This window comes from Streptomyces sp. NPDC005784, assembly GCF_042871525.1.
GTDB lineage: Bacteria > Actinomycetota > Actinomycetes > Streptomycetales > Streptomycetaceae > Streptomyces.
Map to the genome: position 1 here is coordinate 271,678 of NZ_JBIAIQ010000009.1, position 14,680 is coordinate 286,357.

Annotated in this window: 12 protein-coding genes; 10 read left to right on the forward strand and 2 right to left on the reverse strand. The window is 70.9% G+C overall.

The features are described from left to right. Window positions 1-244: 244 nt before the first annotated feature. The gene (locus ACFYR3_RS18125) at window positions 245-694 is read right to left on the reverse strand and encodes a metallopeptidase family protein (protein ID WP_355854822.1); all 450 of its coding nucleotides are present in this window, start codon (window positions 692-694) and stop codon (window positions 245-247) included. 280 nt (window positions 695-974) lie between these two features. On the opposite strand from ACFYR3_RS18125, the gene ACFYR3_RS18130 reads away from it, so the two are divergent. The 9 genes from ACFYR3_RS18130 (at window position 975) to ACFYR3_RS18170 (ending at window position 11,988) form a co-directional block, all read left to right on the forward strand. Beyond that, on the forward strand, window positions 975-1,454 hold the full coding sequence (locus ACFYR3_RS18130) for a DUF3499 domain-containing protein (RefSeq protein ID WP_355854793.1): 480 nt from the start codon (window positions 975-977) through the stop codon (window positions 1,452-1,454). A 316-nt stretch (window positions 1,455-1,770) separates the two neighbouring features. Next, complete coding sequence (locus tag ACFYR3_RS18135) at window positions 1,771-3,387, forward strand: L-lactate permease (RefSeq protein WP_389283796.1); 1,617 nt, start codon at window positions 1,771-1,773, stop codon at window positions 3,385-3,387. A 189-nt stretch (window positions 3,388-3,576) separates the two neighbouring features. Further along, window positions 3,577-4,938 carry a phosphomannomutase/phosphoglucomutase gene (locus ACFYR3_RS18140; protein WP_355854799.1) on the forward strand — a complete coding sequence of 454 codons (1,362 nt, stop codon included), beginning with the start codon at window positions 3,577-3,579 and terminating at the stop codon, window positions 4,936-4,938. A gap of 273 nt (window positions 4,939-5,211) precedes the next feature. After that, the gene (locus ACFYR3_RS18145) at window positions 5,212-5,382 is read left to right on the forward strand and encodes a Trm112 family protein (protein ID WP_078943765.1); all 171 of its coding nucleotides are present in this window, start codon (window positions 5,212-5,214) and stop codon (window positions 5,380-5,382) included. A 310-nt stretch (window positions 5,383-5,692) separates the two neighbouring features. Then, window positions 5,693-6,820 (forward strand): SIS domain-containing protein, encoded by a 1,128-nt coding sequence (locus ACFYR3_RS18150; RefSeq protein WP_355854802.1) that lies wholly within the window; start codon window positions 5,693-5,695, stop codon window positions 6,818-6,820. Between the two features lie 128 nt (window positions 6,821-6,948). After that, window positions 6,949-8,100 (forward strand): mannose-6-phosphate isomerase, class I, encoded by a 1,152-nt coding sequence (gene manA / locus ACFYR3_RS18155; protein WP_389283821.1) that lies wholly within the window; start codon window positions 6,949-6,951, stop codon window positions 8,098-8,100. 143 nt (window positions 8,101-8,243) lie between these two features. Next, window positions 8,244-9,224, forward strand: a complete 981-nt coding sequence (locus ACFYR3_RS18160; RefSeq protein ID WP_355854805.1) for a cation diffusion facilitator family transporter — start codon at window positions 8,244-8,246, stop codon at window positions 9,222-9,224. 549 nt (window positions 9,225-9,773) lie between these two features. Continuing rightward, on the forward strand, window positions 9,774-11,231 hold the full coding sequence (gene ahcY / locus ACFYR3_RS18165; protein ID WP_355854808.1) for an adenosylhomocysteinase: 1,458 nt from the start codon (window positions 9,774-9,776) through the stop codon (window positions 11,229-11,231). Window positions 11,232-11,331: 100 nt separating this feature from the next. Then, window positions 11,332-11,988 carry a hypothetical protein gene (locus ACFYR3_RS18170; protein WP_389283799.1) on the forward strand — a complete coding sequence of 219 codons (657 nt, stop codon included), beginning with the start codon at window positions 11,332-11,334 and terminating at the stop codon, window positions 11,986-11,988. 59 nt (window positions 11,989-12,047) lie between these two features. Here the strand turns inward: ACFYR3_RS18170 and ACFYR3_RS18175 are convergent, their stop codons facing one another. Then, on the reverse strand, window positions 12,048-13,157 hold the full coding sequence (locus ACFYR3_RS18175) for an RDD family protein (protein WP_389283801.1): 1,110 nt from the start codon (window positions 13,155-13,157) through the stop codon (window positions 12,048-12,050). A gap of 141 nt (window positions 13,158-13,298) precedes the next feature. Here ACFYR3_RS18175 and ACFYR3_RS18180 point away from each other — a divergent pair, with 141 nt between their 5' ends. Beyond that, a complete protein-coding gene (locus tag ACFYR3_RS18180; RefSeq protein WP_389283803.1) occupies window positions 13,299-14,306 on the forward strand; it encodes a stage II sporulation protein M in 1,008 nt (335 codons plus the stop codon). Window positions 14,307-14,680 lie beyond the last annotated feature (374 nt).

Genomic DNA, 14,680 nt, shown 5'->3' on the forward strand with positions numbered 1-14,680 from the left:
TCTGATCCGTCCGGGTCGGGGCGACCGGGGGTTGATCGGTCCGGTCCGAGCGGAACAGGGTCTGATCGGACCAGGTCCGAATCGTCGGGTCCGAATCGTCGGGTCCGAATCGTCGGGTCCGAATCGTCGGGTCCGAATCGTCGGGTCCGAACGGTCGGGTCCGAACGGTCGGGTCCGAACGGTCGGGTCCGGAGGGTCGCGTCCGGAGCGGTCCAGGGCGGAGCGGCCCCGTCCAGTTCCGTCCTCAGTCCTCGCCGTACCGCGGATCAACCGTCTCCGGTGTCAGGCCCAGCAGTTCCGCGACCTGTTCCACGACGACCTCGTGCACCAGGGCGGCGCGCTCGTCGCGCCCCTTGGTGCGGATCTCGACCGGACGGCGGTAGACGACCACGCGCGCGGGATGCCCCTCGCGCGCCGCGATCGTGCCGCCCAGAGGCACCGCCTCGTCGCTCCAGGCCTCGCCCGAGCCCTCCAGGCGGGGCACTTCGAGGACCATGAAGTCGATGTCCGCGAGCTGCGGCCAGCGTCGCTCCAGCCGCTCCACGGAGTCCTGCACCAGGTCCGCGAAGACTTCGGCACGGCTCGCCGCGAGCGGTACCTGGGGCGGCGCCACGGGGCCGCGCATGCCCCTGCCATGGCGGTCACGACGACGAGGACCGGCTGCTGCGGCACGGGGCGGTACGGGGTTGTCCATCACTGACGAAGAGTAGTCCCCGCCCGGCCCGGCCGCCCGGGCCCACACGCCGGTCGCCGACGGGCGGGCGGACCGACGGCCTCCGGCCGGCATGTGTTCCGGATGACGCCCGATGACGTCCGATGGCGCCCGATGACCATTCCAGCCAAGATTGAGCTCAATTCCGCATCCCTCCAAGACCGTCTCTGACATGGCAATTGACATGATTCGCACCAAGTGGTGACCGGATTCAGGTCTGTTCGACATCCCGGCGTCCGATGTAGCCCCAGGTCAGGGTCTGATGCCCGGAACGCGGTGTGGGTCGTCTCACAGCTCGACACGGTGGGATGACCTGGGGGAGAGTCGTCGCGGCCCGCTCAAGAGTGCGGTACCGTCCAACATCGTGAGCCTTGTACGTCGCTGTTCGCGCACCGCTTGCGGCCGTCCTGCCGTCGCGACGCTGACGTACGTCTACGCCGACTCGACCGCGGTCCTCGGCCCGCTCGCCACCTACGCCGAACCCCACTGCTACGACCTGTGTGCCGAGCACTCCGAGCGCCTCACCGCGCCGCGCGGCTGGGAGGTCGTCCGGCTCGCCGACTCCTCCGGTCCCTCGCGCCCCAGCGGCGACGACCTGGAGGCCCTGGCGAACGCGGTGCGTGAGGCGGCCCGTCCGCAGAAGCGCGCGGCGGAGGCCAGTGGCGGCAGTGCCCGCTCGGTGGACCCGATGGAGGTCGCGCGCCGCGGCCACCTGCGGATTCTGCGCTCACCCGACAACTGAGCGCCCATCGCTCCCCGCGCTCGTACCCTGCTCTCCTCGCCATACGGTGCTCCGTGCCGCGCTCTCCTGGCCGCAAGCCGCAAGCCGCAAGCCGCAAGCCGCAAGCCGCAAGCCGCAAGCCGCAAGCCGCAAGCCGCAAGCCGCGCCTGGCGCCCCTTTCCGTGGCCCGCCGGTCCGTTGCGAGGCCATCGCCCGTTCCCTGGGTGCCGATTCCACTGAGCGACGCACACCCATTGACGTGAAGTTGTCGCGGACACGACGATTCCGGTTGCCGTGAGAAATCGCTTTCCGCATCACGGAATCCGGGGAGGCGTCCATGTACGTCCAGGAGCTGCAACCCGTCGCCGACTCGCTGGGCCTGTCCGCCCTCGTGGCCGCCCTGCCCCTCGTCGTCGTGCTGATCCTGCTCGGCGGCGTCCGACTGAAGGCCCACGTGGCGGGCCTGACGGGCCTTCTGGCGGCCTTGCTGGTCGCCTGGCTCGCGTACGGCATGCCGGTGGGTCAGACGCTCTCCAGCGCCGCTCAGGGCGCCGTGTTCGGCCTCTTTCCCATCCTGTGGATCGTCGTCAACGCCCTGTGGGTGTACCGGATGACCGTCCGCACCCGGCACTTCGACATCCTGCGCCGCTCGTTCGGGCGGCTGTCCGACGATCCGCGCATCCAGGCACTCGTGGTCGCCTTCTGCTTCGGCGCGCTCCTGGAAGCCCTCGCCGGTTTCGGCGCACCCGTCGCGATCTGCTCGGTGATGCTGGTGGCCCTCGGCTTCGACCCGGTGCGCGCGGCGGTCGTCGCCCTCGTCGCCAACACCGCGCCGGTCGCCTTCGGCGCGATGGCCACCCCGGTCGTGACCCTCGCCCAAGTCACCGGCCTGCCACTGGACTCCGTCGCCTCCGTGGTGGGCCGGCAGACCCCGCTGCTCGCGCTGATCGTGCCCCTGGTCCTCGTCGGCCTCGTCGACGGCAGGCGTGGACTGCGGGACACCTGGGTGCCCGCCCTGGTGTGCGGAGTGGCCTTCGCCGCCGTCCAGTTCGCCGCCTCGAACTACGTCTCCGCGCAACTCGCCGACATCGGCGCAGCCTTGGCTGGTGCCGCCGCCCTGGTCGCCGTGCCGCGCCCGCGTGTGCCCGCCGCCGAGTCCGTACGGGCGTCGGTCCTGACCGGAGCGCGCAGCGAGGAACTCGACGAGCAGGACCCGCCCCGCGAAGTCGTGCGCGCCTACGCCCCGTACGCCCTGATCGTCACGATCTTCTCGATCGCGCAGATCCCGGCGGTGAAGGATTGGCTGGCGCGGGCCACACGGACGTACGACTGGCCCTTCCTGGACGTCGTCGACCCGAACGGCAAGCCGGTGGGCGGGAACGTCTTCACCTGGCCGATCGTGTCGACCGGCGGCACCCTCGTACTGCTCGCCGGGCTGTGCACGGCCGTGCTGCTCGGGGTGCACGCGCGCGTGGCGCTGCGGGAATGGCTCGCGACCGTGCACGAGTTGAGGTTCGCGATCCTGACCGTGACGTCCGTGCTGGCCCTCGCCTACGTCATGAACCTCTCCGGACAGGCCGCCACGATCGGCCACTTCGTGGCGGCGGCCGGCTCCGGACTCGCGTTCCTGTCGCCTGTTCTGGGGTGGTTCGGCGTGGCCGTGTCCGGCTCCGACACCTCGTCGAACGCCCTCTTCGGCGCCCTCCAGGTGAGCGCCGCCCGGGAGTCGGGGCTGTCGCCCGAACTCCTCGCCGCCGCCAACAGTTCGGGCGGTGTCCTCGGCAAGATGATCTCGCCGCAGAACCTGACCATCGCCTGCGCGGCCGTCGGGCTCGCGGGCCGCGAGGGCGACCTGCTGCGCAAGGTGCTGCCCTGGAGCCTCGGACTCCTGCTCGTCATGTGTCTGATCGTGGTCGGGCAGAGCTCGCCGGTCCTCTCCTGGATGCTGCCCTGAGCCGGTCGCGGACACCGCGCCCGGCGCCCCGGGACGGTTCGGGACGCTGTCCCGAGTCGGGTTGGTTTCCCCCGGATGACAGGAACCGTTCGCACGTCACGGATGCGCTCCACTCGGGCTCGGCACGGCCCGCTGTCAGCCCGGACGGGTAGTTTGGGGTGACCGAAGTGGACTTCTGGAGGGTTGGCCGTGACTGCTGATCTGTCGCAGCTCGTGAAGGCGTACGACGTACGCGGGGTGGTTCCGGACCAGTGGGACGAGCCGCTCGCCGAGTTGTTCGGCGCCGCCTTCGTCCAGGTGACCGGAGCGGACGCCATCGTGATCGGGCACGACATGCGGCCGTCGTCGCCCGGACTGTCCCGCGCCTTCGCGCGCGGCGCGGCGGCGCGCGGGGTCGACGTGACCGAGATCGGCCTGTGCTCCACGGACCAGCTCTACTACGCGTCGGGCGCGTTCGGGCTGCCGGGCGCCATGTTCACCGCCTCGCACAACCCGGCCCAGTACAACGGCATCAAGATGTGCCGGGCGGGCGCGGCCCCCGTCGGTCAGGACACCGGCCTCTCCGAGATCCGTCAACTCACCGAGTCCTGGCTCGACTCCGGCGCCCCGAGCTCGGACGCCACGCCCGGAACGATCACGCAGCGGGACACGTTGGAGGACTACGCGGCGTACCTCCGCACCCTCGTCGACCTGACCTCGATCCGCCCTCTGAAGGTCGTCGTCGACGCGGGCAACGGCATGGGCGGACACACCGTGCCGACCGTCTTCTCCGGCCTGCCGCTGGAGCTCGTCCCGATGTACTTCGAGCTGGACGGCACCTTCCCGAACCACGAGGCCAACCCGCTCGACCCGGCGAACATCGTGGACCTCCAGAAGCGCGTCCGCGAGGAGGGCGCCGACCTCGGCATCGCCTTCGACGGCGACGCAGACCGCTGCTTCGTCGTCGACGAGCGGGGCGAGCCGGTCTCCCCGTCCGCGGTCACCGCGCTGGTCGCCGCCCGCGAGCTGGCCAAGCACGGCGGCGGCACGGTCATCCACAACCTCATCACCTCCTGGTCGGTCCCGGAGGTCGTCCGAGAGCACGGCGGCACCCCCGTCCGCACCCGCGTCGGCCACTCCTTCATCAAGGCCGAGATGGCCCGCTCCGGCGCGATCTTCGGCGGCGAGCACTCAGCGCACTACTACTTCCGCGACTTCTGGAACGCCGACACCGGCATGCTGGCCGCCCTCCACGTCCTCGCCGCCCTGGGCGGCCAGGACGGCCCGCTCTCCGGGCTCGTCGCGGAATACGACCGCTACGCGGGCTCGGGCGAGATCAACTCCACCGTCGACGACCAGGCCGCCCGCCTCGCCGCCGTCAGGGCCGCCTACGAGGGCCGCGAGGGCGTCACCATCGACGAACTCGACGGCCTGACGGTCACCACCGAGGACGCGTGGTTCAACGTCCGCCCCTCCAACACCGAGCCCCTCCTCCGCCTCAACGCGGAGGCCCGCGACGAGGCGACGATGACGAAGCTGCGGGACGAGGTCCTGGAGATCATCAGAGGCTGAGCCCCGCACGGCCGGACCCGAGACCCGATACCGCCGACCGGGAACGGCCCGGCGGCCTACCGTCGGAACCGACGGGCACGGCACCCCGCGGGTACCGCGCCCGACGGCGGTCGGCCGGGGGGAGACGCGGTCACGGGGACGGACGCGGAGACGGGCCTCAGAGGCCCGTGCAGCCGCTCAGCGCGCCTCACGAACCCTGGGCGCGCCCCGGCACCCGGCTTCCCGCAGCGGTACCCTGACCAGGCCGCATCCACCGTTTCGGAAGGACACCCCATGCCGCTCGAAGCCGGCCTCCTGGAGATCCTCGCCTGCCCGGCCTGCCATGCCCCGCTCAAGGAGCAGGAGACCGAGCTGATCTGCACGGGAGCGGACTGCGGCCTCGCCTACCCGGTCCGCGACGGCATCCCCGTACTCCTGGTCGACGAGGCCCGCCGCCCCGCGTAACCACGCGGCCGCCTGCGGCGGACAGCGGCGCCGCGACCGCCGCACGAGAGGTGACAGCGGCGCCGTCCCCGCCCGCAGGTGTGCCGACGGCGCAGCAGCAAGGCTGACGACAAGCCACGACACCCGACGACGGCGCCGCCGACCGCACGGACAACGGCGACGCGGCCGTCCCGATCGGCGACCGGCGCACACCCGGCCGGCCCTCCGGTCCGACCCACCGCCGCTCGGCACCTCGCGCGAGCGACCCCGTGCAAGCGACCCGGGCGGCTCACGCGCAAGCGCCCCCCGGCGATCGGAGGCTACCGACCCCATGCTCGACGAATCGCTCCTCGACGATCCCGACGCGCTCACCCGGGCCGACCGGCGGGCGCTGCTCCGCGGCGCCGCCGAGGCCGGCGCCCGGGTGCGCACCGCGGTCCGGCACGCCACAGAGGCCGGCATCCCCGAGCTGAAGCCGGACGGCCGCCCGCGCGGCGTCCTGATCGCGGGCCCCGGCATGGCCGCCACGGGCGTCGCCGAACTGCTCGGCACCCTCGCCGGAGCGAGCTGCCCCCTCACCCGGCTCACCCCCACGGGCGTCGCTCCCGCAGGGGGCGCCCTGCGCTGGGACCTGCCCGGCTGGGCGGGCCCCGTCGACCTCCTCCTGATCGCCACCCCCGACGGCAGCGAACCCGGCCTGGAACTGCTCATCGAGCAGGCCTACCGACGCGGCAGCACCGTCGCCGCCGTGGCCCCCGCCGGCTCCCCCCTCGCCGAGTGGGTGGAAGGCAGCCACGGCCTCTTCGTACCGATGGCGACCGCCCCGTACGACGAGGCCGAGCCCCTGGCGGCCTCGGCCCCCGGCGTGCTCTGGGCGCTGCTCACCCCGCTGCTCGTCCTCCTCGACCGAACCAGCCTGGTCTCGGCCCCGCCGGAAGCCCTGCAGAAGGTCGCCGACCGCCTCGACCGCGTCGCCGAGCGCTGCGGGCCCGCCATCGCGGCGTACGGCAACCCCGCCAAGACACTCGCCGTCGAACTGGCCGAGGCACTCCCGGTGATCTGGACGGAGGGCACCTCGGCGGGCCCGGCCGGCCGCCGGTTCACCGCCGCGCTCGCCGAACTCGCCGGCCGCCCCGCGCTCACCGCCGAACTCCCCGAAGCGCTCGCCTCGCACAGCGTGCTGCTCGCGGGCGCGCTCGCCGCCGGCGCGGACCCCGACGACTTCTTCCGGGACCGCGTCGAGGAGCAACAGGCACTGCACGCGCGCGTGGTGCTGCTCCGCGACCGTCCGATCGGCGGGATCAGCGCCGCACCCGCCGCCCGCGAACTCGCCCTCAGCCACGACACCGCGATCAGCGAGCTCGAACCCGAGGAGGGCGGCGAACTGGAAACCCTCGCCGAGCTGATCGCCATCACGGATTTCGCCGCCGTTTACCTGGCGCTCGCTTCGGGGGCCTGATCTTGGGCGGGAGCTCGCGCCCGGCGCCCGTCGCCGGACCCCGCGACCGGCGCCCCTGACACGACGCTTCCCGGACAGCGCCCGCACGGAGCGGGCCGAGCAGCGCACGTATGGAGAAGAAGACACCGATGGACCGCCTCGACAACACCGTCCGCCCCTACGCCTGGGGTTCGACCACCGCCATCCCGGGGCTGCTCGGCGTGGAGCCGACCGGCGAACCGCAGGCGGAGATGTGGATGGGCGCCCACCCGGGCGCACCCTCGCGCACCGGGCGCGGTCCGCTCAACGAGGTCGTCGCCGAGGACCCGGAGAAGGAACTCGGCCGCGCCGCCGTCGCCAAGTTCGGCCCCCGCCTGCCGTTCCTCATCAAGCTCCTCGCCGCCGGCGCCCCCCTCTCCCTCCAAGTGCACCCCGACCTCGAAGAGGCTCGGGAGGGCTACGAGGACGAGGAGCGCCGGGGTGTCCCGATCGACGCCCCGCACCGCAACTACAAGGACGCCAACCACAAGCCCGAACTGATCTGCGCCCTCACCGAGTTCGACGGCCTGTGCGGCTTCCGCGCCCCCGAGGAGACGGCCGAACTCCTCGCCGCCCTCGACGTCGACTCCCTCAAGCCGTACGTCGACCTGCTGCGCGCCCACCCTCAGGAAGCGGCGCTGCGCGAGGTCCTCACGGCGGTGCTGAGCGCCGACCCCGACGACATGGCCCGTACGGTCACCGAGACCACGGCCGCCTGCGCCCGCCTCGGCGGCGCCTACGCCCCGTACGCCGACCTCGCCCACCACTACCCGGGCGACCCCGGAGTCATCGCCGCGATGCTCCTCAACTACGTCCGACTCCAGCCCGGCGAGGCCCTGTTCCTCGGCGCGGGCATCCCCCACGCGTACCTGAACGGCCTCGGCGTCGAGATCATGGCCAACAGCGACAACGTCCTGCGCTGCGGTCTGACCCCCAAGCACGTCGACGTCCCCGAACTCCTGCGCGTGGTCCGCTTCGAGGCGGGCGACCCCGGTGTTCTGCGCCCGGAGGCGTCCCCCGACGGCGAAGAGGTCTACGCGACCCCCATCGACGAGTTCCGCCTCTCCCGGTACGTCGTCGCCGAGGGCGCCGACCCGCGCGACCTCACCCGCGGGACCCCGCAGATCCTGCTCTGCACCTCGGGTTCCGTGCGGGCCGACGGCATCGACCTGACCCCCGGCGGATCGGTCTTCGTACCGGCCGGAGAAAAGGCCGAAGTGTCCGGGTCCGGCACGATCTTCCGTGCGACAGTGGTCGCCTGACGGGACGACCGCACCCACCTGAGGCGCGTCGCCGACGTACAGGGCTGCAAGAATGGCCCACCGCAAAGGGCGGGCAAAGCCCGGACCGGGGTACGAGGGTACGAACGGGGTCCGGACGGCGTACGAAGGGACAGCAGGAGCAGATGAGCGCTTCAGGCGGCACCAGAGCGATCGTGGCGGCACTCGGCGCCAACCTCGCGATCGCGGTATCGAAGTTCGTGGCGTTCGCTTTCAGCGGCTCCTCCTCGATGCTCGCCGAGGGCGTTCACTCGCTCGCCGACTCCGGCAACCAGGCACTGCTCCTGATCGGCGGCAAGAAGGCCCAGCGCGCGGCGACCCCGCAACACCCGTTCGGCTATGGCCGCGAGCGCTACATCTACGCCTTCCTCGTCTCGATCGTCCTGTTCTCGGTCGGTGGCATGTTCGCCGTCTACGAGGGCTACGAGAAGATCAAGCACCCGCACGAGATCGAGAACTGGTACTGGCCGGTCGGCGTGCTGCTGTTCGCGATCATCGCCGAGGGCTTCTCCTTCCGTACGGCCATCAAGGAGTCCAACGAGCTGCGCGGCTCGCACTCCTGGTCCCAGTTCATCCGCCGCGCCAAGGCACCCGAGCTGCCGGTCGTCCTCCTGGAGGACTTCGGCGCGCTCATCGGTCTGGTCCTCGCGCTCTGCGGCGTCGGCCTCGCGCTGCTCACCGACAACGGCGTCTGGGACGGCATCGGCACGGTCTGCATCGGTGTCCTGCTCATCCTGATCGCGCTGGTGCTCGCAGCCGAGACCAAGTCGCTCCTGCTGGGCGAGTCGGCGGGCCCGGAGGACACCTCGAAGATCGAGGCGGCGATGGTCGACGGTGACACCGTCACCGGCATCATCCACATGCGCACGCTGCACCTCGGCCCCGAGGAGCTGCTGGTCGCCGCGAAGATCGCCGTCCAGCACGACGACACGGCCGCCCAGGTCGCCACCGCGATCAACGCCGCCGAGTCCCGCATCCGCGCCGCCGTCCCGATCGCCCGGGTGATCTACCTGGAGCCGGACATCTACAGCGAGGCGGAGGCGGCCAAGGGCCCGGACCCCAAGGCGACTCCCGGCGGACCGACGCAGTCGCCGGCCGACCACTGACACCACCCGCTCGTACGCCGTCGGGGCCCGCCTGAGATCTCCGGCGGGCCTCGACGCCGTTCCTCCGCCCCTTCACCCAGTGCCTCCACCCAGTGCCTCCATCCATCTCCACCGCCAGTTCCTCCATCCATCTCCACCGCCCATCTCCACCGTTCAGCTCTGCCGTTCCGTTCTGCTGCTCGGCTCCGCCGCTCAACTCTCGTGTCCAGGTCCGCGGTAAGGCCCACGCAGGCAACTCGGGCACCACCCACTCCGTGAACGGCCCGTCGCCGGGCGGCCGGACCCCCCTCCGTCCTGATGCGGACTGGGGAGGGACAGGTCCACCGGTGTAGCTTGGTGACTGAGCCAGACGTCGCTGCTGATGGCGGTCGGGCGGTCCCACCGCGGACCGGCCGAGGGAGAGAGGGCCTCCGACGGACTGCGCTGCGCGCACCGGGCACTGCTGTGCCCCGCCCGTGCACGTCCGTGCCCCTGTCGGGCACGCGTTCGTGCCCGCCGCCGCGCAGAACAGCCCTACCCACCTCGCCCCGATTCCGAGGAGCAGCTCGTATGACGACTGTCGACAAGCGACAGGACTTCAAGGTCGCCGACCTCTCTCTGGCCGTGTTCGGCCGCAAGGAGATCACCCTCGCCGAGCACGAGATGCCCGGCCTGATGTCGATCCGCCGGGAGTACGCCGAGGCGCAGCCCCTCGCGGGCGCCCGCATCACCGGCTCCCTGCACATGACGGTGCAGACCGCCGTCCTCATCGAGACCCTGGTCGCCCTGGGCGCCGATGTGCGCTGGGCCTCCTGCAACATCTTCTCCACCCAGGACCACGCCGCAGCCGCGATCGCGGTCGGCCCGAACGGCACGCCCGAGAACCCGCAGGGCGTCCCGGTCTTCGCCTGGAAGGGCGAGACCCTGGAGGAGTACTGGTGGTGCACGGAGCAGGCGCTGACCTGGCCGAACACCCCCACCGGCGGCCCGAACATGATCCTGGACGACGGTGGTGACGCCACCATGCTCGTCCACAACGGCGTCGAGTACGAGAAGGACGGCAAGGTCCCCTCGCTCGACACCGCCGAGTCCGAGGAGCACGGCTTCGTCCTCGAACTCCTGCACCGCACCATCTCGGACGGCTCGCAGAAGTGGACCCAGCTCGCCTCGGAGATCCGCGGCGTGACCGAGGAGACCACGACCGGCGTCCACCGCCTGTACGAGATGTACCGCGACGGCACCCTGCTGTTCCCGGCGATCAACGTGAACGACGCCGTCACCAAGTCGAAGTTCGACAACAAGTACGGCTGCCGCCACTCCCTGATCGACGGCATCAACCGCGCCACCGACACCCTGATCGGCGGCAAGACCGTCGTCGTCTGCGGCTACGGCGACGTGGGCAAGGGCTGTGCGGAGTCCCTGCGCGGCCAGGGCGCCCGAGTGATCATCACCGAGATCGACCCGATCTGCGCCCTGCAGGCGGCGATGGACGGCTACCAGGTCACGACCCTCGACGAGGTCGTCGACAAGGCGGACATCTTCGTCACCACGACGGGCAACAAGGACATCATCATGGCCTCGGACATGGCCAAGATGAAGCACCAGGCGATCGTCGGCAACATCGGCCACTTCGACAACGAGATCGACATGGCCGGCCTCGCCAAGATCCCCGGCATCGTCAAGGACGAGGTCAAGCCGCAGGTCCACACCTGGAAGTTCTCCGACGGCAAGGTCATCATCGTGCTGTCCGAGGGCCGCCTGCTGAACCTGGGCAACGCGACCGGCCACCCGTCCTTCGTGATGTCCAACTCGTTCGCGGACCAGACCCTGGCCCAGATCGAGCTGTTCACCAAGCCCGAGGAGTACCCGACCGACGTCTACGTGCTGCCCAAGCACCTCGACGAGAAGGTCGCCCGTCTCCACCTCGACGCGCTCGGCGTGAAGCTGACGACGCTCCGCCCCGAGCAGGCCTCGTACATCGGTGTCGAGGTCGACGGCCCGTACAAGTCGGACCACTACCGCTACTGAGCACGCCCGCCGAGCAGCGGTACCACCGCTCGGCGTCCGGATGTCAGCAGGCCCTCGCCGTCCCGGCGGGGGCCTGTCCCCGATGAGGACCTGAACGCCCATGCCCCGCGGCCGCTATTCGCTCCATGATCCGCACGATCACACCCCCCTCGCCGACGAACACTTCCACTGCGCGCCCGGCCCCTCAGGCTGGCGCTACGTCTCCCAGCTCACCACCCCGTCCGCCACGGGACCCGACGGCCTCCCCGAGCTTGGGACGGGGACAGTCACCGGCTCGGTCGACCTCGCCCTCGACGATCTGGGCCGCCCCATCCGTCTCGAACTGCACGCCGCGAACTGGCAGGTACGGGGCGCCGCCCTCGAAGGCGTGACCTGGGTCCGCACCGACCCCACCGGAACCGAGGCCACCGAAGGCAACGTGCCCGCCCATGCCTTCACCGGTACCTCTCCCGCCTTCCTCGTCGCCACCGCCCGTCTCCTTCGCCTCACCCCCTCCGCCGCCACCCCGGCGACCCGCGTACGCCTCGTCGCCTTCACCGACCCGGTCCTCGCCCCGCGCACCCTCGACCAGTCCTGGGCCTTGATCGCAAGCGAAACACACGCCACTGACAACGGCCCGCTGACCGTGGACGAATACCAGGTCACAGCGCTGGACACAGGGGAGCAGCACGCCGTGCACATCGCGGGAGACGTGGTACTCGCGGCCCCCGGCATCGAACTGGAGCACCTCGAATCACCGCCGTCGGTGTTCGCCTGACGGCGGGTTCGCGGGGCCGGGCCGGCCTGGGGACGACGCCGATTCGGTGGTGAGTGTTCCTACGCGGGCGGCGCGAAGCCGGTCGAGGGACGCTCCTCCCGGCCGACTTGCTCGGCCGGAGCGGCCGGGGGCCGGGACGGTTGCGGGGCCGCGGGCTGCTGAGCCGCGACCGGATACCCGGCGGGGCTCGGAGGGGAGGAGTACACACCAGGCCCCGGCTGGAAGGGATACCCGGCCGGACCACCCGGCTGGAAGGGGTGGCCGGCAGGCCCGCCCGGTTGCTGCGGGTAACCCACAGCTGCACCGGGCTGGAACGGGAACCCGGCGGGCGCGCTCGGCTGGAAGGGGTATCCGGCGGGAGCGCCTGGCTGGGGGAAGGGATGGCCACCGGGTACGGGTGCCGCGGGGAAACCGCCCGGCGCACCGGCGAACGCCCGACGGGCCTCCCGGGTCTGCCGCTCCTGCACCACGGCCGCCAGATACGCGCCCGCCGGCACACCCTGCGGCGCCGGAGCCCCGGTACGAGCGGCGAGATCCACGGCGAGCCGTTCCGCCATCGCCCCACCGACCTGCGGATCCAGCTGCCGCATCCGCGTCAGGTACTGACGGATGGCCAGCCACAGCCCGTCCGGTACGGCGGAGAGGTCGAGTTCGGCGAACCGCCCAGCCAGCCAGGGCGGCGGCGCAGGAACGGACGGCATACGTCCCACCGGAATCCGCTCCCGCACGACAAGCGTCCCCGCGAACACGTCACCGAGCCGCCGCCCGCGTTCCGACACCAGCGAGGCGATGCACGCGACGATCCCGAACGTCATCAGAATCTCGACCACCCCCACGGCACCGCGCACCAGCGCGTGCCGGAACCGGATCGGTCCGCCGTCGTCCCGCACCACCCGCAGCCCGCACGCCAGCTTCCCCAGAGAGCGGCCATGACTGAGCGTCTCCACCGCGATCGGCCCGCCGACCAGCACAAGGAGGAAGCTCGCGATCGAGACGGCGATCTGCGCCGCGTCGTCCAACGCGGCGGTCGCGGCGACCAGACCGATGGTCACGATGATGTAGACCGCCATCGCCAGGGCCAGGTCGAGCACCACGGCGAGCGCCCGGCTCGGCAGTTTCGCGGGGCGCAGCTCCAGCGCCACCGCCTCGCCCGTCACTAGCTCACTCACGCGTGCCGTCCTTCCCCTGACCTGCCCCGAGAACCGCCAGTCTGCCAAGCTGAGGACACATCGCGCCGCAGTAAGACAAGCTGACATCCATGATGGGCGTCCGATGAGCAGCCGACGAGCAGCCGAGGAGCAGGCAAACCGATGGACCTCGACGTCTTCGTCTCCGCCCACCGAGCCGAGTGGGACAGACTCGACGCCCTGGTGCGCCGCCAGCGCCGTCTCACCGGGGCCGAGGCCGACGAACTCGTCACCCTGTACCAGCGAACCGCCACCCATCTCTCGCTGATCCAGTCCAGTGCGCCGGATCCCCAGCTCAGCGGGCGCCTCAGCCAACTCGTGGCACGCGCGCGCAGTGCCGTGACAGGCACCCGCCGAGCCTCCTGGCGCGACGTCACCCGCTTCTTGACGCACGGTTTCCCGGCAGCGGTCTACCGCGCCCGCCACTGGTGGGTGCCCACGGCGCTGCTGTCCACGGCGATAGCCGCCCTCCTCGGGTGGTGGATCGGCACCCACCCCGAGGTCCAGGCCTCCATCGCCGCCCCCAGCGAACTGCGTACCCTCACCCGCCCCGGCGGCGAGTACGAGACCTACTACTCCAGCCATCCCGCCGCCGCCTTCGCCGCCCAGGTGTGGACGAACAACGCCGAGGCTGCCGCGATGTGCCTGGTCCTGGGCGTCTTCCTGGGCCTCCCCGTCCTTTGGATCCTCTTCCAGAACATGCTCAACCTGGGCGTCGGCATCGGCCTGATGTCATCGGCCGGCCGGCTCGACACCTTCCTGGGTCTCGTCCTCCCGCACGGTCTGCTGGAACTGACGGCCGTCTTCGTCGCCGCGGGCACAGGACTGAAACTGGGCTGGACCGTGATCGACCCGGGCCCTCGATCCCGTCGCACAGCCCTTGCGGAAGAGGGCCGCGCCGCGCTGGGCATGGCGATAGGCCTGGCGCTGGTCCTCTTTGTCTCGGGTGCCATCGAAGGCTTCGTCACGCCGTCGGGTCTCCCCACGTGGGCCCGAATCGGCATCGGAATCGTGGCTGAACTGGCCTTTCTTGTGTACGTCTATGTTCTCGGAGGTCGTGCGGCACGCTCCGGCGAGACCGGTGACGTCTCAGCATCCGAGCGCAGCGCCACTCTGCCGACGGCCGCCTGATGTGCGTGCACCCCCGCTGACCTGCTAGTCTCTTCTTCGCCCCAGGAAACTCGTTGACAGAGGTAGACTGGGGAGGTAGATTCGAACAGTTGCCTAGAACTGGACACGTCCGGCGGCAGCAGTTAGAGTCTGCTCGCTTCTCAAAGCAATCGACACGTCGATTCAGAAGAAGCCACTCCTGATGATTCAGAAATGGGCGCCGGTCAATCCGGTCCATGGATTCTGATAAAGTCGGAGCCACTGGAAAGGGAAACGCGAAAGCGGATTACCTGGAAAGCGCCGAGGAAATCGGGCCCGAAAGGACCTGGTAGAGTCGGACTCGCCGGAAAGGGAAACGCGGAAGCGGGAACCTGGAAAGCACCGAGGAAATCGGA